General features: G+C 43.0%; 19 protein-coding genes and 1 tRNA gene. 13 read left to right on the forward strand and 7 right to left on the reverse strand.

Annotated elements, in window-relative coordinates:
* The first annotated feature begins 22 nt into the window (after nt 1-22).
* Nucleotides 23-1,009 carry a sterol desaturase family protein gene (locus DS891_RS01730; RefSeq protein WP_174168688.1) on the forward strand — a complete coding sequence of 329 codons (987 nt, stop codon included), beginning with the start codon at nt 23-25 and terminating at the stop codon, nt 1,007-1,009.
* A 149-nt stretch (nt 1,010-1,158) separates the two neighbouring features.
* Here DS891_RS01730 and DS891_RS01735 read toward each other — a convergent pair whose 3' ends face one another.
* Both DS891_RS01735 and DS891_RS01740 read right to left on the reverse strand, forming a co-directional pair.
* Nucleotides 1,159-1,446, reverse strand: coding sequence for a hypothetical protein (locus DS891_RS01735; RefSeq protein WP_088530338.1), 288 nt, complete (start codon nt 1,444-1,446; stop codon nt 1,159-1,161).
* A gap of 276 nt (nt 1,447-1,722) precedes the next feature.
* Nucleotides 1,723-3,294 (reverse strand): cation:proton antiporter family protein, encoded by a 1,572-nt coding sequence (locus tag DS891_RS01740; RefSeq protein WP_174168689.1) that lies wholly within the window; start codon nt 3,292-3,294, stop codon nt 1,723-1,725.
* A 131-nt stretch (nt 3,295-3,425) separates the two neighbouring features.
* On the opposite strand from DS891_RS01740, the gene DS891_RS01745 reads away from it, so the two are divergent.
* Together DS891_RS01745 and DS891_RS01750 are read left to right on the forward strand one after the other, a co-directional pair.
* Nucleotides 3,426-4,169, forward strand: a complete 744-nt coding sequence (locus DS891_RS01745; RefSeq protein ID WP_010605088.1) for a sporulation protein — start codon at nt 3,426-3,428, stop codon at nt 4,167-4,169.
* A 106-nt stretch (nt 4,170-4,275) separates the two neighbouring features.
* A complete protein-coding gene (locus tag DS891_RS01750) occupies nt 4,276-4,722 on the forward strand; it encodes a GNAT family N-acetyltransferase (protein WP_174169073.1) in 447 nt (148 codons plus the stop codon).
* A gap of 35 nt (nt 4,723-4,757) precedes the next feature.
* On the opposite strand, the gene DS891_RS01755 is transcribed toward DS891_RS01750, so the two are convergent.
* From DS891_RS01755 to DS891_RS01770, 4 genes are all read right to left on the reverse strand, one after another.
* A complete protein-coding gene (locus tag DS891_RS01755; protein WP_102057009.1) occupies nt 4,758-6,104 on the reverse strand; it encodes a sodium-dependent transporter in 1,347 nt (448 codons plus the stop codon).
* A gap of 222 nt (nt 6,105-6,326) precedes the next feature.
* Entirely contained in the window at nt 6,327-7,613 is a 1,287-nt protein-coding gene (locus DS891_RS01760) for a HAMP domain-containing sensor histidine kinase (RefSeq protein ID WP_174168691.1), read from the reverse strand.
* 21 nt (nt 7,614-7,634) lie between these two features.
* A complete protein-coding gene (locus DS891_RS01765; RefSeq protein ID WP_010605084.1) occupies nt 7,635-8,342 on the reverse strand; it encodes a response regulator in 708 nt (235 codons plus the stop codon).
* A gap of 119 nt (nt 8,343-8,461) precedes the next feature.
* On the reverse strand, nt 8,462-9,265 hold the full coding sequence (locus DS891_RS01770) for a hypothetical protein (RefSeq protein WP_010605083.1): 804 nt from the start codon (nt 9,263-9,265) through the stop codon (nt 8,462-8,464).
* 98 nt (nt 9,266-9,363) lie between these two features.
* Between DS891_RS01770 and DS891_RS01775 the strand changes: the two genes are divergently transcribed.
* On the forward strand, nt 9,364-10,611 hold the full coding sequence (locus DS891_RS01775) for a serine hydrolase (RefSeq protein ID WP_010605082.1): 1,248 nt from the start codon (nt 9,364-9,366) through the stop codon (nt 10,609-10,611).
* Here DS891_RS01775 and yhbY read toward each other — a convergent pair.
* Nucleotides 10,608-10,904, reverse strand: coding sequence for a ribosome assembly RNA-binding protein YhbY (yhbY, locus tag DS891_RS01780; RefSeq protein ID WP_010373854.1), 297 nt, complete (start codon nt 10,902-10,904; stop codon nt 10,608-10,610). The genes DS891_RS01775 and yhbY overlap by 4 nt on opposite strands.
* Nucleotides 10,905-10,990: 86 nt before the next feature.
* On the opposite strand from yhbY, the gene rlmE reads away from it, so the two are divergent.
* From rlmE to DS891_RS01825, 9 genes are all read left to right on the forward strand, one after another.
* The gene (rlmE, locus tag DS891_RS01785) at nt 10,991-11,620 is read left to right on the forward strand and encodes a 23S rRNA (uridine(2552)-2'-O)-methyltransferase RlmE (protein ID WP_010605081.1); all 630 of its coding nucleotides are present in this window, start codon (nt 10,991-10,993) and stop codon (nt 11,618-11,620) included.
* A 67-nt stretch (nt 11,621-11,687) separates the two neighbouring features.
* Nucleotides 11,688-13,640: an ATP-dependent zinc metalloprotease FtsH gene (ftsH, locus tag DS891_RS01790; protein ID WP_010605080.1), complete on the forward strand. Its 1,953-nt coding sequence runs from the start codon at nt 11,688-11,690 to the stop codon at nt 13,638-13,640.
* A gap of 147 nt (nt 13,641-13,787) precedes the next feature.
* Entirely contained in the window at nt 13,788-14,633 is an 846-nt protein-coding gene (folP, locus tag DS891_RS01795; protein WP_010605079.1) for a dihydropteroate synthase, read from the forward strand.
* The gene (glmM, locus tag DS891_RS01800) at nt 14,630-15,970 is read left to right on the forward strand and encodes a phosphoglucosamine mutase (RefSeq protein WP_010373858.1); all 1,341 of its coding nucleotides are present in this window, start codon (nt 14,630-14,632) and stop codon (nt 15,968-15,970) included. Before folP ends, glmM begins: the two co-directional genes overlap by 4 nt.
* A 79-nt stretch (nt 15,971-16,049) precedes the next feature.
* The gene (tpiA, locus tag DS891_RS01805; protein ID WP_010605078.1) at nt 16,050-16,790 is read left to right on the forward strand and encodes a triose-phosphate isomerase; all 741 of its coding nucleotides are present in this window, start codon (nt 16,050-16,052) and stop codon (nt 16,788-16,790) included.
* 4 nt (nt 16,791-16,794) lie between these two features.
* The gene (gene secG / locus DS891_RS01810) at nt 16,795-17,142 is read left to right on the forward strand and encodes a preprotein translocase subunit SecG (RefSeq protein ID WP_010373860.1); all 348 of its coding nucleotides are present in this window, start codon (nt 16,795-16,797) and stop codon (nt 17,140-17,142) included.
* Nucleotides 17,143-17,165: 23 nt separating this feature from the next.
* Nucleotides 17,166-17,250 (forward strand) — tRNA-Leu (locus DS891_RS01815).
* A gap of 487 nt (nt 17,251-17,737) precedes the next feature.
* On the forward strand, nt 17,738-19,981 hold the full coding sequence (locus DS891_RS01820) for a TonB-dependent receptor (protein WP_174168693.1): 2,244 nt from the start codon (nt 17,738-17,740) through the stop codon (nt 19,979-19,981).
* Between the two features lie 324 nt (nt 19,982-20,305).
* The gene (locus tag DS891_RS01825) at nt 20,306-20,710 is read left to right on the forward strand and encodes a PaaI family thioesterase (RefSeq protein ID WP_010373862.1); all 405 of its coding nucleotides are present in this window, start codon (nt 20,306-20,308) and stop codon (nt 20,708-20,710) included.
* The last annotated feature ends 109 nt before the right edge of the window (nt 20,711-20,819 follow it).

Consider the following 20,819-nt stretch of genomic DNA (forward strand, 5'->3'; position numbering starts at 1 on the left):
TTTCTTTTTGATGGAAATGACTATGTTAGAGCAACTATGGCAAAGCATTACTGAACTCCCAGGCTACTTGTTCGATGCCAATAAAAGAGTGTATTTGCCATACTTGTTTAGTGCCATTTTGATGGCTGTTCCTGTTTATATCGCCACAGAAAAAACGCGCTCTGGTAAAGGTTTTTTTAAATTCCTATTTCCCAAGCAAGTCTGGTGGTGCAAAAGTGCCAAGCTCGATTACTGTTTATTGATCACAAATCGGTTGATAAAGGCGGCGACGTTTACGCCTATCGTGTTGACTATGGTACCGGTGGCGCTAGGATTATCCGGTGGACTTGAAGCGCTCTTTGGTCCTGCGTTATATCTAGAAGCGCCAGAATGGGTAGTGATTGGACTATTTACGTTATTTTTGTTTATAGTCGATGACCTCACTCGATTCCTGCTGCATCTGATCCTACATAAAATCCCATTCTTTTGGGAGTTTCACAAGGTTCACCATTCTGCAAAAGTCCTGACCCCCTTTACCATTTATCGCTCACATCCCGTTGAAAGCTACCTGTACGCCTGTCGTATGGCATTAACTCAAGGAATTGTGGTTGGAGTAGGGTATTATGTATTTGGCAGCAGCTTGAGCATGTACGATATTCTGGGGGCGAATGCGTTTGTCTTTTTGTTTAATATTTTTGGGGCCAATTTAAGGCATTCACATATATGGCTGAGTTGGGGTGACAAGCTAGAAGATTGGTTTATTAGTCCTGCACAGCACCAAGTACATCACAGTGACAATCCAATCCATTTTGATACCAATTTAGGCTCAGCACTTGCCATTTGGGATCGTATGTATGGCTCGCTTATTAAAGCCTCGAGTGTGGGTCAAATTACCATTGGAGTTGGGCAATATGATGCGGGACATGATTCACTTACCGCGATTTACTTGAAGCCATTCAGGCAGGCTTGGAAAACCTTATTACCGAAGAAAAAAAGTAACCCACCACTTAAATCATCTCAGGGTGACTAGATCTTCACTATTCAGAACTACATATTTGCAATGAATTAATTTCGGTATGGGAGAGTTTTTCAAAGGTGAAGCTCGTGCTTGGAAGGGGAAAATAGGCTGACGACGGGCATTGTCAGCCTATGTGGGAGAGTAGGCTCCCTAAATCTTTACTAGTGTAGTTGTGATGAAGGCTTGCTGCGGAAAAAGCCTAGTTCATTTAACTTTTCAATTAGTTTTGGATCGTCCAACCGGTTCGGGGTTTCTTCATCCCTTAAATAGTGATCGTTTGGTACGGAATGCATATCGAGCATTTTATGAAATAGGATATTGCGAATTGCCAACGCTGTCATACCACCGTCCTGAATTGCATCCAGCCTTTCTTGGAGGTCTGAAAAAGGCGCAGCCTTGACGTCATCCACTACTGCAGAAAATTGACCATTAGATTTATTCTTAATCATAAAACCCCCAAAGGTATAGCTTGTTCACAATCCAGTGACACGATGTTCAAAAGGCATTTGGTATCAATTTTTTGTTCATAAAATAGATACTTACGCCATGTCCGATGTGATCAGTTTACTCTGAAGTGAGGGCAAATTACCATCTTGGATGTAAAGCTTTGTAAATCGAATAATGAGTGGAATGAAATAATAAGATGGACGTCTAGATGTAACACGATGATCTGAATATGAAAATAGTTCTCAGTACCAATTATGATACTGAGAACCAATACTAATTTAAGTAAATAATTTCTCTTTTACGTGTTCTGCAAAGCCACTACCCGCTTCTAAATAGAAGTTGTAGGTAGAATTCACACCCATTTCTTCTAATTCTTTCTGTTGATCTGGGTAGTTTGCAATGGCGGTAACTTGGCCGTTGTAGCCTGATGCTTTGAGCTGCTCGAGTGCATAAATATTCTGCATATGTTTAGGCATCGCGAGCATAACCATTTCTACTTCAGAATGATTTACACGCTGCCAAAAATCAGGGTCGGTTGCGTCAGCAGTTAATACCCTGCGCCCTCGGGAAACATGTTTTTCAACTACTTCAGGCTTAATATCTACACCAGCAACGGTATCTGGGAAGCTGGCCTGTATTGTTTCGTAAGCACCCGTTCCAATCCTTCCCATACCAAATATAACGATCTTGGTGTCGGTAAGATTTACCGGAAGCTCTTCTTCTAAACGGTCTTGGTTCTCAAACTTTAATAACCAAGGCTCTAATTTAACGTAGATTTCGTTTGAACGTTTGTTTAGCGGAGACGCGATCACAAAAGTAATAGAAACAGCAATAGCAACTACTGCTAGCCAGTCAGGAGCAACCGCACCAGAAGCAGATGCAACGGCACACACGATAAGACCAAACTCGCTATAGTTAGTGAGTGTGAAAGCGCTCAATAGCGATGTACGAGCACGCAATTTGAACATATTGGTGAAGAGATAATAAAGTGAGACTTTAATCGGTAGAACAATTACCAGTAGAATCGCTATTAAAAGTGCGTCCAGTGTAATCGTGGCATTCAGACCAATATTCAAGAAAAAACCAACAAGCAAGATGTCTTTTACATTCAATAGTGATTTTGATAACTCACCGGCTTTTTTATGTGGGGCGAAAATCATACCCATGATCAGCGCACCGAGATCACCTTTTAGGCCCGCAAATTCAAAGGCATGATAACCTGCGACTAACGCAAAAAAGAAGCCAAAAAGAGGGAGTAGCTCACCATGCTTTGAGCGGCTTAATACCCAAAACATAGCTGGACGTACAAGCGGTAGCACCACAAGCAGTGCCAGTGCCCAAATATTGGGTACTTTGCCGGTACTGACGGCGAGAAAGATAACCGCAAAGATATCTTGCATAACCAAAATACCGATTGAGATTTTACCGTGAAGACTTGCCATTTCACCACGTTCTTCGAGCACTTTTACCGCAAAAACGGTACTGGAAAAGCTAAATGCAAAACCAACCAATAAAGCGCTTTGCCAGTCTAGGTCAGTAAATAAAGGTAGGCTCATCGCCCCTAGCATCAATAACAGGCTAGCGAAAAACGCCGTACTGGTAATAATATGCATACTCGCTGGTGCCCAAACCTGAGGCTTTATCAGGTTACCAACTCGTAATTTTAAACCTATGCTAAAAAGCAGCAGCGTTACACCAAGATCTGCAAGTTGAGTAAGTAAGTCTGTGGTTTTATGGCCAAGTAGATTTAAGACAAAGCCCGCCATCAAAAAACCAATCAAAGGAGGAAGCTTTAATTGATAAACAGAAAATCCGCATGCAAATGCGACAGCAAAATAGAGCAGTTCCATAACTTTAAATTTTTATCCAAGATATGAGCAGTGTACCAAAACCTCCTGATATATAAATTATAAATTTTCGCTGACAAGTTGGAAAAAATATGGTTATGATGCAGGTAAGGACATACCGGACAGGAGACGTAATGTTTAAGAAGATCCTAGCATCTGTCGGTATCGGTGCGGCAAAAGTAGACACTGTATTGGAAACAGAGCATTTGCACCCGGGACAGAAATTTCAAGCGCAAATTGTAGTAAAAGGCGGTGACGTTAGCCAAGAAGTAACTGGTTTAGAGCTTGCGCTGATGACAAGAGTTAAGGTTGAAGGGGAAGACGGAGAATACTTTAGTAATCATGTTATTGACCGTTGGCGTGTAGGTAATAATTTCACGATAGGCCCAGGCGAAGAAAAAGTTATTCCTTTTGAAGCTCGACTTCATTCAGAAACACCAATCACAGAAATCAATGCAGGCTTCAACCGTTGTCATGTTTGGATTGAAACAGGCTTAGACATTGATTTAGCCATCGACCCATCAGACAAAGATGCTTTACACATTTATCCAAATGAAGCAGTGAAAGCATGTATGACAGCGATGGAGCGTTTAGGCTTCCATTTAGTGAAAGCGGATGTAGAAAAGGGCTATTTACGAGCGTCCGAGTTTCAGTCTGTTTCTGGTTGTTACCAAGAACTAGAATACCGACCAAACTCACGTGCATTATTTGGACTACAAGAAGTTGAGCTTTCGTTTGTACCTGAAGCACATCGAACTCATGTACTGATAGAGTTGGACAGAGCGTTTCGAGGGGATGGATATGTCGATTTAACGATTGAGCACGATCACGTCAATATCTCTCAATTGTGCGATCAGTTGGAGCGGTTGTTCTCATAATCACTTAATTTACTCCAAACGCCCAGCTTTGTCTGGGCGTTTTTGTTTCGAGCATAAATGATACCAATCAGTCTTAATAAAGCTAATCGGTATGACAGAGAAAAATATGAATTGGCAACTTAAAAGTTATGATGCGCTCACTAAAGATGAGCTTTTTGAGATTTTAAAGCTAAGGGTTGATGTATTCGTTGTAGAACAGGCATGTCCCTATCCAGAAATTGACGATACCGATAGGGCGTCTGAAACTCAACATCTGTTTTTGGTCAAAGATGAACAAATTTTAGCGTATGCACGTTGTTATAGAAAATCCGCAACTACTGCGTCCATAGGCCGTGTTATTGTTTCGCCAACGCTGCGAGGACAGGGCGTTGCACATGATCTTATGCATCGTGCGATTGCTTGTTGTGAAACGGAGATTACTCATGAGAATCTAGTTATTTCTGCGCAGTGTTATCTAGACAAGTTTTATACGGGGCTCGGCTTTGTGAAGCAAGGTGAAGATTATCTAGAAGATGGGATCCCGCATCAGGATATGTTATTTGTGAAAAAGTAAAAGAGGCTATGCGTAGCCTCTTTTTATGAGCGAAATTATAGTGAATTTAAAAATACCGCAGCAATGGCAATTGGACAAACGAAGCGGATGTACCAAGGCCATACTTTCCAAAAGAAACTACTGCCAACTTCCGGGCATCCTGATTCAATTTCTTTAAGCAGTTTTGCTCTGTGCCAAATCCAACCGACAAATACACAGCACAGCATGCCAAGTAGTGGCTGACCAAACTTCGTTGTCAGGCTAACAATAAAACCGAACAGCGTCTCGATGTTTACCAAAATGGTGAAGCTCACGGCTGTTACCAAGGTGCCGATGATCCAGGTGGCCTGTACTCTGCCTAGTGCAAAACGTTCAACAGCATAGGAAACAGGCGCTTCTAACATCGAAATAGACGAGGTGAGTGCGGCAATACTCATCAGAGCAAAGAAAGCGAAGCTTACCACCAGGCCAATGCTACCCATGCTATCAAACAATGCTGGCAATACCTGAAACACTAAGGTGTCTTCATTTAGCAGTGAGCCGTCAGCTGCAAAAATCTCTACGCCTTGCGCTTGCGCGACATACATGGCGGGAATGATAAGTAAGCCGGCAACGAATGCGATAAAAACGTCAATTAAGGTAACCATTGCACCAAGTGAAACTAGATTCTCTTTTTTACTTATGTATGAGCCGTAAATGATCATCACGCTGGTACCGAGCGAAAGCGAGAAAAATGCTTGCCCTAGGGCATCAACGAGTAACTGTGGATTAAGCACAGAAGAAAAGTCAGGAACAAGATACACCTTAAGACCTTCAACGGCACCTTCTTGGGTTAATACATACGCAATTAACGAGAATAAAATACCGATAAGTGCGGGCATCAAACGCTTTGACCACTTTTCTATCCCGTTTTCTACGCCTTTACTAATAATGAGCACGGTGAGTGCAATAAAGGCGGCTGTAAAGACGATGTTGCGTGACATAGAGGAATCAGCAAGCCAAGATTGCACTTGAGTCATTGAGGCAACTTCCGCGATGGGCTCAAGTGTTGCGCTAAACATCCACCCTGCCACGATTGCATAAAAACTTAAAATAAGACCCGCACAAATTATACCGCCGAACCCGACAACAAAAGCAAGTTTACTTTGCCATGCTGTATTTGTTAGTTTGCGCAGTGAAGATACGGCATTTGCTTGGCCGTGACGACCAATGACGAGTTCTGCCATTAGTGCTGGATAGGCAAGACAAAAAGCCAAAACCAGATAAACTAAAACAAACGCAGCACCACCATTGGATGCCGTTTGTGTTGGAAAGCCCCAAATGTTTCCCAAACCTACCGCCGACCCTGCGGCGGCCATAATAAAACCAAAGCGAGAGCTGAACTCTCCTCGGACATTGCTCATAATTATTATACTTCTCTAAAAATTTCTAACGGCGCTGACAATCTACTGTAATTAAAAAGAAATAAAAAGAGTAAATTACCTTGATTTAGCGCAAGTTTTAGCCTGATATTTAGCCGTAATTAAGTTGTTGCACTCAAAAATCAAAGCTTAGCTTATAAGCTAATGTTTTCACGATTATTTCTATATGAGATAAGTCACCGTGTAGCGACTTATTTACAATAATTATTTTTCTTTACAGGGTAGCGAAAGCACAAATTTTGCGCCACCTAATCGCTCTGACTGGTTTACGGTGGCTGTACCATGATGCCAATCCATGACTTTTGCAACGATTGCAAGGCCTAAGCCGTAGCTTTTACCTGCACGGTTGCGGTGAGTTTGCTCTTGAAAGAAAGGACTAAAGACTTTATCCCAATTTTGTCTCGCGATCCCAGGGCCATCGTCTTCAACGGTAATAATGAGCCAATGCTCGGTATGGTGTGCACTTAATAACACACTGGCAGTGGCAAAGTCACAGGCATTGCTGATCAAATTACTTATCGCTCTTGCAAGCCAATGTAAGTCGCCATGGATCATTAATTGTTCAGGAATTTCTACGCGACCAGACAACTGGTTCTTTTGTAGCTTTGGTTGCATTTGCTGCATTAGATCTTGACCATAGCGAGATAGAGTCGTTACTTCATGTTTGAGTAAATGAGACTTTTGTTCAAGCGTCGCAAAAGATAGATAGCTCGAGAGCATGTCCTCCATTTGATCTAAATCTTTTTCCATGCGTGCTAAATAATCGTGAATGGCATCGATATCACTTTCATCTAAAGCTGCATCTAAGCCAAACCTTAAACACGCAACAGGTGTCCGAATGTCATGAGAAAGACTGGAGGCCATTAGCTTATTCTCAGCCATCAACTTCTCTATTTGGCTTGCCATTCGATTAAAGGTATTTTCCAAGTCGCGGATATAGGTGAAATGATTGGGGGCGATGCGCGCGCTTAGGTTACCGCTGGCAAAGTGCTTTGCTGCAGTATTGAGAACGATCAAACGTTTAACTAACGGAGAGAGAATGAACCATAATATTGCGCAAATTCCACCGTAGAAAAATAATGTTAGCAATACGTCGTAATCAGCCTGTTCAACCTGAGGTTGCCATTCAAGTTCAACGTAGTCAGGCGCCATTTTAGGGGTTGTTTTTAGAAGGTATACATTCTCGTTTTCTATTACTAACCCATCAGGTTGTAACATCCGTTGCTTTAACTCGAGCGGCATGGCTAGCGTTTCGCCATCTTTATAGCTAATGTTGATGTCAAATTGTTTGGCAATCAAAGCCGTTGCGTCTTCTCGTTTTCCCTGTTCAATATCTGCAACTTGCTTGGCAAGACCTGTAATCAGTTTGCTTTGCCACTCAAAACTATCTTCTAAGGGAGCGGTTTGCTGATTATAGGTGTCGATCACCCAACCCAGAGCGAAGATCGAAATTAACGCACCAGCGAGTAAGTAGATATAGAGTTTTTTCACGATATTAGCTTGCGACCTTCATTACCAAGCTGATGGCACGAGTAGATACCCTTTACCCCACACCGTTTTAATTTTTTCTGGGTTTTGAGGATCATCATTAAACTTTTTACGTAGGGCAGAAATGAGCACATCGACGCTTCTGTCGAGGCCGTCATATTCTCTCCCTTTTGTCGCTTTAAAAACCGCATCGCGAGAGACAACTTCACCAGCGTGACTGGCTAAAAATTGCAGTAGTAGGTATTCGGCACTAGAGACGATGACTTCTTGACCTGCAACACTGACTTTGCGAGCTTGAGTGTCGATACATAAATGTCCCACCACGAGTTCGTGATTGGCAGCTTGATGATCTTGTGGTTTTTCTTGTGCAGCGCGAACATTCGCTTTTATACGAGCGAGTAAGGCGCGAGGACGCACAGGCTTGATTACATAATCGCTAGCGCCAACTTCCAAACCGATGACTTCATCCATTTCTTCATCTTTGGCTGTGAGCATAATAACAGGCTTGCTATAAAACTGACGTAAGTCACGGCATACGCTGATACCGTCCTTACCGGGGAGCATAAGGTCAAGTAAAACAAGGTCGGGGTCTAGTGACTTAACACGTTCAACGACTTCATCACCGCGGTAGCAGCAATGTGTTTTGTAACCTTGATTATCAAGATATTCAGCGACCCATTGCGCTAATGAAGTGTCATCTTCAACCAATAAGATTGTGCCGTATTGCTCCATGTCTTTACTCCGAACTTTTTATTTTTCTGCGTCGAGTATAATTCTAAAAGCGTCATTGTCTGTAAATAAGTGTAGCGCCAGCCTGCAGTTGACCTCTGTCAAACTGGCGAGTACTTATGTTACTTAACGTTTAGCTTTTCAATTAAACTCTCGGCCAAGTGTTTTTGCATATCCGCTGTTAGCGCTGATACTTCGGTTTGGGTACATGCACCAGCGGTTTTCTCGAGCGGCGAAACCGTTTTAGTTACCTTGTAAGGAGGAATATCAACAGGCTTTTCGCCACGTTGACGGCGCGCCTCGTCGGTATTTTGGGCCACAATAAACGACAGTACATCGTGCTCGTTTTCTATTTTTTCCACTTCAGTAAATGTGAATTGTAAAGGGATCCCTTGAAATCCAGCGCTATCTACTGATGATTTGGCAAACCAGACAACATCTGACGAAGCTTGGTGTGCTAGGCGCATACTGACTGAAGCCACAATATTAGTGCATTGAAATGCTGGCGAATTTTGAGCAAGTTCAGCAATATGTGGATGTGGGTTTCTTGGCCTATCCAGTGCGTACGTTTTATTGGCTGCAAATTCCAAATCAAGTTGATGAATTGTTAGCGTGTAGTTTGCGTTTTTAGCTGCAACAACTTTCAGGCCTTTTTTCTCAAGTAAAGCAACAATCTGCTTTCTCAGTGTATCAGTCAAGCTTACCTTATCGGCATTGATGTAGACTGTGTCACCTTGAGCAAGTGGGTGAGCGGGCAATTGCACTGATTTAATTCGTGCAGAATTAAGTTCGGTACTATAGCTGATTTGATAAACAGACTTTTTTAGTAGTGGCTTCTTAGGTACATCTAACTTTGGCGCTAATGGCGCTGTGGTGACACATCCAAAAAGTAGACTTGTACATAGAGCTGCTAGCACTAAACGCATTAAAATACCTCAATTAAACAGTTATTTTCTTATATTTAGTGAGTTCCGCCAATTCATCATGTTAGTATGGCGGGCGAGTGTTAATGAAATGAGTCATTATGAAGTCGCTAATTCTCACATTAGTTTGTTTTTTTTGCATTAGTTATCCAAAAATAACGATTGCAAAAACCCCAAACCAGCAATGGTCACAATTTTTAAAGAGCTATTCTAAGCAAGTCGAGCGCAAACTAAAAGAAAAATCGGTGCCCGGTGCTGCTTTATCCGTCGTGCATGTCGAGCACGGCAGCTACGCAGAAGGTTTTGGCAAGACAAAAAGTCGACAAGGAAGTGTGGTCAACGAACAAACTCGCTTTCGCTTGGCATCGGTTTCAAAAACGTTTGCAGGAAGTCTAACGGCTAAATTAGCGAGCGAAGGGTATTTTAATATTGACGATCGAGTGGCCAGCTACTTGCCGCAAGTCGCCAAAGGTGATTATAGCCAACTTAAGCTCTATCATTTGTTAAGTCACTCGAGTGGCTTAGTGCCCAATGCCTACGATAATTTAATCGAGTCTCGCATGGACTACCCACAAATTGTTGAGCGCTTACTGCAAGTCAAAGCGTTATGTCAGCCCGGTGAGTGTTATGGTTATCAAAATGTCATGTTTAGCTTGATTGGAGATGTTATCGAGCAGGCGACGAATATCAGTTACAAAACTTGGATGGAAGAGTTTGTTTTCGCGCCACTTAATATGCATGACGCCGGCCTTGGCTACGAGCAAATGACAAAAAATGATAATTTTGCGTGGCCGCATGTCAGAGGGCGAAAGCGTTGGCATACCGCTAAATTAAAGCCGCATTACTATAAAGTACTCCCCGCAGCTGGTGTAAACGCTAGTGCTGCTGATATGGCGCAGTGGTTAAAAGCACAATTAGGTCTGTATCCAAGTGTTCTATCACCGGATGCTCTGAGTAAGCAATCAGTGCCGTATACGTTAACGAAACGAGAGCTACGCAGACGCGTTTGGCGTGGTCATGTAGAAGAAGCCTATTATGGACTTGGCTGGCGAATTTATCGTTACGATGGCAAATTGCTCTATTATCATAGTGGCTGGGTGCAAGGTTATCGTACCGATGTGGTGATTATTCCAGAGCTTGGTATTGGGTTTAGCCTACTGTTAAATGCAGAGAGTGGCATTATTAATCAGTTAACAAACGACTTTATTGTTGACGCATTGGCGCTTGAGAAGAAATTACTGCCTCAGGTGAGTGAGCAGGAAATTAAGAAAGTAAAAGCAGAAGAAGCGAGTTTATTGCAAGAGATTGCGACGTCTTCTGGTGAAAACGTCGCAGACAACAAAGGTTAGTTACGAGGTAACTGGATCTTTTTGTCTTCGCTTTGGCGGTACAACACAATGATATGGCCAATGGTTTGTACTTTATGTGCATTTGTTTCACGAACAATTGCTTCAAAAATCAGTTTCTTAGTTTCACGATCATTGGTTGGTACTTTTACCTTGATAAGTTCGTGAATGTTCAGGTTTTGCTCAATTTCAGCCATGACGCCTTCGGTTAGGCCGTTTGCGCCTAGAAGAACAACTGGGTTTAAAGAATGAGCTAGCCCTTTTAGGAACTGCTTTTGTTTATTTGATAAGGTCATATTGATACAATCTTATTTATTAAAAGGCTTGAATTATCGATATTCTAACGCCATCTAGACAATATTACTAATGAGTTGTAGTTAATATGGCAAATAAAAAACATTCCGCCAGTTCGAAACGTTGGTTAAAAGAACACGTAGAAGACCCGTATGTGCATGAAGCCCAAAAACGTGGCTATCGTTCACGAGCGGTTTTTAAGCTGGAAGAAGTCCAGCAAAAGGATAAATTGATCCGTAAAGGAATGACGGTAGTTGATTTAGGGGCTGCTCCGGGGAGCTGGTCGCAGTATCTCGCAGAGCAGGTAGATATTGGCGGACAAGTTATTGCTTGTGATATCTTACCGATGGACTCATTAGCGGGTGTCGATTTCCTTCAGGGAGACTTCAGAGAAGAAGCGGTATTAAATGCATTATTGGATAGAATAAACGGCAAGAATGTTGATGTAGTTTTTTCTGATATGGCACCAAATATGAGCGGAAATATGTCAACCGATCAATCTGGCAGTATGTATCTGGTCGAGCTAGCATTAGATATGTGCCATCAAGTGCTAAAACCAAACGGTGCATTTGCGGTTAAAGTTTTCCAAGGAGAAGGCTTTGATCAATTTGTACAAGAGGTACGTAATTGTTTTAAGGTCGTAAAGATCCGTAAACCAAAAGCGTCTCGTCCTCGTTCACGCGAAGTATATGTAGTGGCGACGGGCTACAAACTGTAGTACAGTTGGAAAGCATCAAGTTGAATTTGAATTTTTTTGGATACAAGAGGTTAACTCCTTGAGCGATATGGCTAAAAATCTAATACTCTGGTTAGTGATTGCAGTAGTGCTAATGACTGTGTTCCAGAGCTTTAACGGTGGCGAACAATATGATCGCCAAACGAGTTACACACAATTTGTAAAGGATGTGCGCAATGGCTCTGTAAGAGAAGTCAGTATTGATCGTCAAACAGGCGTAATTAGCGGCGTTCGTTCAAGTGGTGATCGTTTTCAAACAGTAATTCCATTAACTGATTTGGATTTGGTTAATGACTTACTTAAGAACGACGTAAACATCAAAGGCGTTGCACCGGAAGAGCAATCTTTCCTTGCAAACATCTTTATTTCTTGGTTCCCAATGCTTTTGCTTATTGGGGTATGGATTTTCTTCATGCGTCAAATGCAAGGCGGTGGCGGCAAAGGCGCAATGTCGTTTGGTAAAAGTAAAGCTCGATTAATGAGCGAAGACCAAGTTAAGACAACATTTGCAGACGTCGCTGGTTGTGACGAAGCGAAAGAAGATGTTACTGAGCTAGTCGATTTTTTGCGTGACCCGTCAAAGTTCCAAAAGTTGGGCGGTAGCATTCCGAAAGGCGTGTTGATGGTTGGTCCTCCAGGTACGGGTAAAACCTTACTTGCTAAAGCCGTTGCTGGTGAAGCAAAAGTACCATTCTTTACCATTTCCGGTTCTGACTTCGTAGAAATGTTTGTTGGTGTTGGTGCATCTCGTGTTCGTGACATGTTTGAACAGGCAAAGAAAGCTGCGCCTTGTATCATCTTTATCGATGAAATCGACGCGGTAGGCCGTAAACGTGGCGCTGGTATGGGCGGTGGTCACGATGAGCGTGAGCAAACACTTAACCAAATGCTTGTAGAAATGGACGGCTTTGAGGGTAACGAAGGTATTATCGTTATCGCTGCTACTAACCGTCCTGATGTACTAGATCCTGCATTATTACGTCCTGGCCGTTTCGACCGCCAAGTCGTGGTTGGTCTTCCGGATATTCGTGGTCGTGAACAAATCTTAAACGTTCACATGCGCAAAGTGCCATTAGACGATAATGTTGAAGCGTCTGTAATTGCACGTGGTACGCCGGGCTTTTCCGGTGCAGACTTGGCAAACCTTGTGAATGAAGCCGCACTGTTTGCCGCTCGGGGCAACAAGCGTAAGGTAAGTATGGCGGAATTTGACGCCGCGAAAGATAAAATCATGATGGGTGCTGAGCGTAAGTCCATGGTGATGAGCGAGCAAGAAAAGGAAATGACGGCATATCACGAAGCTGGTCACGCGATTGTTGGTCGTTTAGTGCCTGAACATGACCCAGTATATAAAGTGTCGATTATTCCACGTGGTCGCGCATTAGGTGTAACAATGTACTTGCCGGAGCAAGACCGCGTAAGTCACTCTAAGCAACACCTAGAATCTATGCTTTCGAGTTTATACGGTGGTCGTATCGCTGAAGCGCTGATTTACGGCGATGACAAAGTAACGACAGGCGCGAGCAACGATATTGAGCGCGCAACCGATATTGCTAAGAAAATGGTTACTCAGTGGGGCTTAAGTCCGAAACTTGGTCCACAGATGTATTTGGAAGAGCAAGGCGAAATGTACATGGGTGGTGGTTCTCACCGTATGTCAGGTATGTCGGATGAAACCGCCAAGCTTATTGATGCTGAAATTAAAGATTTCATTGATCGCAACTACCAACGTGCGGAGCAAATCCTAAAAGATAATATGGATATTCTTCACACCATGAAAGATGCGTTGATGAAATACGAAACGATTGATGCATTGCAGATTGATGATCTAATGGAGCGTCGTGATGTTCGTCCACCAAGGGATGCACATGACATTAAGCCAGAGAAAAAAGTAGAATCTGCAAAAGTAACTGACATAAAACCTGAGCCTAAAGCTGAAAAGCCAGCAGAAGAGCAGTCAAACGATACATCATCAAACTCAGAGCTTGATGACAAATCGTAAGATTAGGTAGAATACGACAGCCCCGAGCAATCGGGGCTTTTTTGTATCAGTTGATATAAGTTTTATGACATTCGATGCGAGAACTTGAATCAACTGCTATAAGCCTTTCGTTATCACCAAACTTAGACTACAGAAAATAGGTATAGAATGTACGAGTTACGTTTACCCAAAGGGCGCACCCTTAGTTTAGATAAGCCTCAGGTTATGGGGATTTTAAATGTTACTCCCGACTCATTTTCTGACGGTGGACATTTTACTCACCTTGATAGTGCGATCGAGCAAGCAAATTTAATGCTTTCACAAGGCGCTACCATCTTAGACATAGGTGGAGAGTCCACTCGTCCCGGCGCGCCAGACGTCCAATTAGAAGAAGAATTACAGCGCGTGATACCGGTTATTAAAGCAATTCGCACACACTCTAACTGTGTGATTTCGGTAGATACCAGTAAAGCCGAGGTGATGAAACAAGCAATAGAGGCAGGCGCTGATATCATTAATGATGTTCGAGCGTTGCAAGAGCCAGAAGCGCTTGAAGTCGCAGCTCAATACAGTGATGTACCAATTTGTTTAATGCATATGCAAGGTCAACCTCGCTCAATGCAAAATAACCCTCACTATGATGACTTATTTTCAGACATCAGTCAGTTTTTCGAAGCTAGGATCAGTGCGTGCAAGCAAGCTGGGATTGATACCAATCGGCTGATTTTAGATCCTGGTTTTGGCTTCGGTAAATCTCTAGAGCATAACTTTCAGATATTAGGAGGGTTGGACAAGTTTCACGCTTTCAATTTGCCTATTCTGACAGGCCTCTCTAGAAAGTCCATGTTTGGACAACTACTCACTCGGGAAACGCATGAGCGTGTAGCTGCGAGTCTAGCCGGTGCGCTGATATGTGCGCAGAAAGGCGCGCACATAATTCGTGTTCATGACGTAAAAGAAACAAGCGACGCGCTTAATGTATGGCTAGCGTCGGTCAATGGAGTTACTCAATGACAACAAGAAAGTACTTCGGTACGGATGGTGTAAGGGGCATGGTGGGCGAGTTCCCAATTACGCCTGAGTTTGCAATGAAACTAGGCTGGGCGGCTGGAAAAGTGCTGTCTGAGCGTGGTACCAAAAAGGTAATTATTGGCAAAGATACCCGCATTTCTGGCTACCTTCTTGAAACCGCGTTAGAGGCTGGGTTAATTGCCGCGGGGATCAATGTGATTTTATTGGGGCCTATGCCGACACCTGCTGTTGCTTACTTGACGCAAACGTTCAGAGCTGAGGCTGGTATTGTGATCAGTGCATCTCATAATCCATACCATGACAATGGCATCAAGTTTTTTGGTGGCGATGGTAAAAAGCTCCCTGACGAGGTGGAACTTGCAATAGAAGCAAAGCTGGATGAACCAATGACGTGTGTCGCGTCTGAAAAACTCGGTAAAGCTAAGCGCCTAGAGAGTGCGGATGGTCGCTATATCGAATTTTGTAAAGGCCAGTTTCCTAAAGAGCTATCGCTTGAAGGGTTGAAAGTGGTGCTGGACTGCGCAAATGGCGCGACTTATCACATTGCACCAAGTGTCATGCGTGAACTAGGTGCGGATGTGATCACAACCGCATGTGAACCTAATGGTGTCAACATCAACGAAAAATGCGGTGCAACGCATGTCGAAGCGTTGAAAAAAGCCGTGCTTGAACATCAAGCGGATGTTGGTATTGCTTATGATGGTGATGGTGACCGAGTCATGATGGTCGATCACGACGGTCATGTATTTGATGGTGATGACATCGTCTATATTATCGCTTGCCAAGCTCATGCCGATGGCACATTAGGTGGCGGTGTTGTAGGTACGGTAATGTCTAACATGGGGCTCGAAAACGCCCTTAAATCACGCGGAATTGCGTTTGAGCGTAGTAAGGTCGGTGACCGCTATGTAATGGAGCTTCTTGGTGAGAAAGGCTGGAAAATCGGCGGCGAAAGTTCAGGTCACGTTTTAAATCTGGATCTGATCAGCACCGGTGATGGCATTGTCTCTAGCTTACAAGTGCTTGCTGCCATGGTTGCGCAGAATAAAACATTAAAAGATTTGGGTGAAGGTTTTAGCAAATACCCAATGAAGATGATTAATGTGCGCTATAGCACTAAAGATGATCCAACCGAGCAAGACGCTGTTAAAGCGGTTGTCGCTGAAGTTGAAACTCAGCTTGCCGGAAAGGGCAGAGTGCTATTGCGTAAATCTGGTACAGAGCCAGTGGTTCGCGTCATGGTTGAAGCTCAGCAACAGAAGCAAGTTATCGATTTTGCCCAAAAAATCGCTGAAGTTGTTGAATCTGTGAGCAATTAAACCAAAAATTAAATTTATTTCTTGTAACTTCGGGTGAGTAGAGTTAGTATCTCACCCGCTTTCTACTGCGGAGTATCGTATGACAACTAGAAAGCAAATTGTTGCTGGTAACTGGAAAATGAATGGCTCAAAAGCCCTTGTTGACCAAATATCAGAAGCAGTAAGCAATCAAGCATTTCAAGCAAATGTTATTATTTTTCCTCCTGCCATGCTTATTGAGCAAGCAGCAAGTAAAGGGCTTACTGTCGGAACTCAAACTGTTTCGGAATATAAAGAAGGCGCATATACTGGAGAAATTCAGGCGTCCCTAGCAAAATCGCTAGGTGCAACATATACCTTAGTTGGTCACTCAGAGCGGCGAGCTATTTACGGCGAAAGCGATGAAGATGTTGCGAACAAATTTGCACATGCTCAAGAACAAGGTTTGACACCAATCTTATGTGTTGGTGAAACCGAAGAAGAAAGAGAAAATGGGCAGACAGAGCAAGTGGTTGCTAGGCAAATAAACGCAGTTATCACCAAATTAGGTGTAGCAGCGCTAACAAACTCTGTGATAGCATACGAACCTGTTTGGGCTATTGGTACTGGTAAAACAGCATCTCCTGAGCAAGCGCAAGCAGTACACAAATTTATACGTGATTTGCTTTCAGACAATGACAAGCAAATTGCACAATCACTGCAACTCCTTTACGGTGGCAGTGTTAATGAACAGAACAGTGAATTGTTATTCGCACAAGACGATATAGACGGTGGACTTATAGGTGGCGCAAGCCTAAAACCTGAGAGTTTCGCAGCTATATGCAGAAGTGCAAAAGGATAAGTAAATGTACGAAATTCTAATGGTTGTTTACTTAATTGTGGCATTAGCATTAATTGGTATGGTGTTAATTCAACAAGGTAAAGGCGCAGATATGGGCTCTTCGTTTGGTGCAGGTGCATCGGCGACAGTTTTCGGCTCATCAGGCGCAGGTAATTTTATGACCAAGACAACAACAATCTTAGCAACGATATTCTTTGTACTAAGTATTGTTCTAGGTAACCTAACTACGGGTCAGATTAAAAAGACTAATGAGTGGGAAAACCTAGAGGCCCCAGCTGCTGCAACAACAGTTCCAGCAACAAATGATGTGCCAGCGACAGAAGAAAATCCAGCTTCTGACGTACCTAATTAATCATTAGGAAATACACCGAATTTGCGAATGTGGTGGAATTGGTAGACACGCCATCTTGAGGGGGTGGTGGCTTCGGCCGTGGGGGTTCAAGTCCCCCCATTCGCACCAAATAAAAAAACCAGCTTAGGCTGGTTTTTTTCGTCTGCCGTTTGCCACTAAGCCTAATACCAATTAGTCTTATCATTCACAGCTTCGCTAATAGAAGCTATTTCAAACAAACTAAAACCACGGCAAAAACCTAGGCTGAAGTTTCACTTTAGTAACATATAATCCTACTATCTAGTATAATCAATTGTTCTGTAACGATTTTTTATTAAAATTAATTTTCTAATATTGGTTTTATTATGGTTACAAAAACCCTAAAAGTAATTTTTATTAAATAAATATTTCAATTTACTCTGGTTGTGACTATAATACCCCTCCAGAGGAAAGAGATGCCCCTAGTGCATCTTTTTTTATGCCCAAAATTTGTAGTGTTTAAGTCTATTTAGATTTAACGGATTACTGGGCTAGAGGTAATGACACTTAGCTTGTTACTTCTCTAGTTGCGACCTCTCGCAACTAGCACACACACGGTGATTCCTTTGGAGATTATATGATTACAGTTTTACCTCGCCTTGGTTTATCTGCGATTTCAGCTGCAGTGTTAGCAGCAGTAGCCCTTCCTAGTACAGCATTGGCTGAACAAGCTAATGTAGAGCAAGAAAAACAAGTTTTTGAAAAAATAGAAGTGACTGCTCGTAAACGTACTGAAAGCTTGTTCGAAACGCCTACTGCGATTACTTCTATCGGTGCTAGTGATATTGATAAAGCCAATATCAGCAATCTAGACGATATTGGTAAGTTCGTTCCAAACTTAAATATTACTCGCTATGGTGTAGGTAACGCTGCACATGCTTCTGTATTTATCCGTGGTATTGGTCTACAAGACCATGTGATCACAACGGACCCAGGTGTTGGTGTTTACGTTGATGGCGTATACCTTGGCCGTCAAATGGGTTCTAACCTTTCACTGCCCAATGTTGAACGCGTAGAGGTACTACGTGGTCCACAAGGTACACTGTACGGCCGTAACACATTAGGCGGTGCGGTAAATGTGATCACTAAACAACCTGGCGCTGAAGAAGTTGCACGCGTTGAAGCTAAAATAGGTTCTCGCGGTCGTTTAGCGACTGACCTGTATACAAGCCAGACGTTAACAGACACACTGAGCTTTTCTGCAAGTGCTTCTTATAAAGAGCGCGACGGTGTAGGTAAAGCAATCAACTTAGCAAATCCTGAAAAGGAAATCGGCGAAGAGCAAGAGTTTAGTGGCCGTTTAGCACTTAGATGGCAAGCAACGAATGATTTAGTTGTCACCGCTGCATTTGACGGCGTTGAGAACGAGTCTGGTCAATCACCGTATACTATTGAATTAACAGGTCCACTTGACTCAAATGACCCTTTCAATGGTGACTTCCCATTGCTAGATGAGTCTATGTTGCCAAACAATCCTGATGATTTGGCAACAACGGTTGCTGGCATTGAAAGCACAGATTACTCTGGTTGGGGTGGGTCAGTGACTGCTGATTGGCAAGCAAGTGATGTTTACTCTGTTAAATTTATCGCAAGCAAGCGTAGTTCTGAATATACCGGTGGCCTAGATGACGATGCGGTAGCACTTAATCTATCTGAATTCCCAGAAGAGGGCGGTGCAGATCAGTACTCATTTGAACTACAACTAAACGGTACTTATGACTCTTGGGATTTTGTATCGGGTCTTTATTACTTTAACGAAGACGGTTTTACCAGCTCTGGTCCGTTCGTATTTAGCCCGTGGAACACGCCAAATGGCTTATTAAACGATGGTCAGACTGCTTCTTTTGGTGACTACGGTTACTTTGATATCAACCAAGAAACCGATGCCTATGCGGCTTACATAAATGCAAGCTTTGACGTGACTGAGCTGTTCAGCATAGGTGGTGGTTTACGTTACTCTGAAGACAAAAAAGAGGCAAACGCACTATTCCCAAGCTTTGGTGCTCGTAAATATGTAAGCGCAGACTTTGACGAAGTGACGTGGGACGTGAATGCTTCATACCAGTTAACTCGTGACATCAATGTTTACGCGCAGGTCCAAAAAGGGTACCAAAGTGGCGGCTTCCCACCACGTCCATTTGGTGGTCCAGATCAATTCGCTGCGTTTGATGAAACTAAAGCGATTAACTACGAAATCGGTTTCAAAGGCCAAGTGCATGACAACGTATCTATGATGGTTGCTGCATTTGTAACGGATTACACCGATCTGGCGCTACCTTTCAACGACCCGACTGCTGGCGGTGGTTTCGTCACTATCGTGGAAAATGCAGGTGAGTCGAAAGCACAAGGTATTGAACTTGAAACGACAATCGCAATTACTGATGATTTCTCAGTACGCAGCTCAATCGGTTACCTAGACTCAGAAATTACCCATGTTGATGAAGGTGTTATTGGTATTGGTAAAGGCGATGCGCCAGCACTCACACCTCGATGGACTGTGATGGTGGCACCATCTTACTTCCATGACTTAGAGCATGGTGCAACGATTGCAGTTAACGCAAGCTACTCGTACCGCTCAGACATGCAAGGTCAGTCTGTAACACGAGCAAGCGAGCATATTGATTCTCGCGAATTGTTAGGCTTTAACATCTCATACACCAACGCTGAAGGTGATATGGAAGTAACGCTATACGGTGAAAACGTGCTAAACGAAGTGTACGATGTAGGTCGTCTACAGCAAAGTGGCTTTGTTGGTGTCATGCGCAGCAATGACCGCAGTGAGTTTGGTATTAAGTTCAAAAAAGAGTTCTGGTTAGATTAATCCAACCCTAGCTTGAATATAGAAAAAGTCGTTTAGTTTCTAGCTAAGCGGCTTTTTTATTGTAGCTACCCCGTCCTAAATTATGTGGCAACATTTCAAACTCATTCAGAATACGTAAAATAATTGATATAGCTGCTTGTTTACATTGTAGTTGACCTATGGGAGTTTAGTGATAGGCGGTATTTCTAGCCCAGTTTTTAGTCGTGTTGAGCTAATCATATCGCGGTTTTAATTAACTATGATTGTTTACTATAACGTGAAGACTATTCGCGACGTCGAGTCTATTTGAGCGTTGATATTTTAAATATAATTAAGGAGAAGAAGTTGAGCAATACTATGTTAGAGGAAGGAAAGGAGATCCTAGCACAGCAGTCTTTTAGTTTGTTGTTGGGCGCTGAGTTGGAGGTGTTTGAGGTTGGCGTTGCTGAGTTAAGTCTCGCTATTCGGGATGATCTTAAACAAAACTATGGTTTTGCACATGGCGGCGTGGTTAGCTATCTAGCTGATAATTGTATTACTTTTGCTGGTGCATCGGTGCTGGGCAGCTGTGTTACCTCAGAGTATAAAGTGAATTATGTTAGACCCGCTATTGGCGATAAGCTAATTGCGAAGTCAACCGTGTTGTATTCGGGTAAACGTCAGGCGACATGCGAATGTAAGGTATATGCGCAAAGCGGTGACGAAGAAAAGTTGGTGGCGGTTTCTCTTGGCACAATAACTAAGGTTTAGGGTAGCAGGCGGTGTTCTGAAGTGTATTTGATTAGGTCTTTTTAGCGCTACCAGCCTCAGGTATTTGATATAAGCGGGCAGCGCTATGTTAAACGCTTAGTTACAGCAA

It is taken from the genome of Pseudoalteromonas sp. JC28 (assembly GCF_013319255.1).
Lineage (GTDB): Bacteria > Pseudomonadota > Gammaproteobacteria > Enterobacterales > Alteromonadaceae > Pseudoalteromonas.

Excerpts from the sequence above, each read along its gene's own strand:
- DS891_RS01755 (WP_102057009.1), bottom strand. The coding sequence starts at position 6,104 with ATGAGCAATGTCCGAGGAGAGTTCAGCTCTCGCTTTGGTTTTATTATG.
- secG (WP_010373860.1), top strand. The coding sequence starts at position 16,795 with ATGTACGAAATTCTAATGGTTGTTTACTTAATTGTGGCATTAGCATTA.
- folP (WP_010605079.1), top strand. The coding sequence starts at position 13,788 with ATGTACGAGTTACGTTTACCCAAAGGGCGCACCCTTAGTTTAGATAAG.
- DS891_RS01735 (WP_088530338.1), bottom strand. The coding sequence starts at position 1,446 with ATGATTAAGAATAAATCTAATGGTCAATTTTCTGCAGTAGTGGATGAC.
- DS891_RS01775 (WP_010605082.1), top strand. The coding sequence starts at position 9,364 with ATGAAGTCGCTAATTCTCACATTAGTTTGTTTTTTTTGCATTAGTTAT.
- DS891_RS01765 (WP_010605084.1), bottom strand. The coding sequence starts at position 8,342 with ATGGAGCAATACGGCACAATCTTATTGGTTGAAGATGACACTTCATTA.
- rlmE (WP_010605081.1), top strand. The coding sequence starts at position 10,991 with ATGGCAAATAAAAAACATTCCGCCAGTTCGAAACGTTGGTTAAAAGAA.
- DS891_RS01745 (WP_010605088.1), top strand. The coding sequence starts at position 3,426 with ATGTTTAAGAAGATCCTAGCATCTGTCGGTATCGGTGCGGCAAAAGTA.
- yhbY (WP_010373854.1), bottom strand. The coding sequence starts at position 10,904 with ATGACCTTATCAAATAAACAAAAGCAGTTCCTAAAAGGGCTAGCTCAT.
- ftsH (WP_010605080.1), top strand. The coding sequence starts at position 11,688 with ATGGCTAAAAATCTAATACTCTGGTTAGTGATTGCAGTAGTGCTAATG.
- DS891_RS01750 (WP_174169073.1), top strand. The coding sequence starts at position 4,276 with ATGAATTGGCAACTTAAAAGTTATGATGCGCTCACTAAAGATGAGCTT.
- DS891_RS01770 (WP_010605083.1), bottom strand. The coding sequence starts at position 9,265 with ATGCGTTTAGTGCTAGCAGCTCTATGTACAAGTCTACTTTTTGGATGT.
- DS891_RS01820 (WP_174168693.1), top strand. The coding sequence starts at position 17,738 with ATGATTACAGTTTTACCTCGCCTTGGTTTATCTGCGATTTCAGCTGCA.
- DS891_RS01730 (WP_174168688.1), top strand. The coding sequence starts at position 23 with ATGTTAGAGCAACTATGGCAAAGCATTACTGAACTCCCAGGCTACTTG.
- DS891_RS01740 (WP_174168689.1), bottom strand. The coding sequence starts at position 3,294 with ATGGAACTGCTCTATTTTGCTGTCGCATTTGCATGCGGATTTTCTGTT.
- tpiA (WP_010605078.1), top strand. The coding sequence starts at position 16,050 with ATGACAACTAGAAAGCAAATTGTTGCTGGTAACTGGAAAATGAATGGC.
- glmM (WP_010373858.1), top strand. The coding sequence starts at position 14,630 with ATGACAACAAGAAAGTACTTCGGTACGGATGGTGTAAGGGGCATGGTG.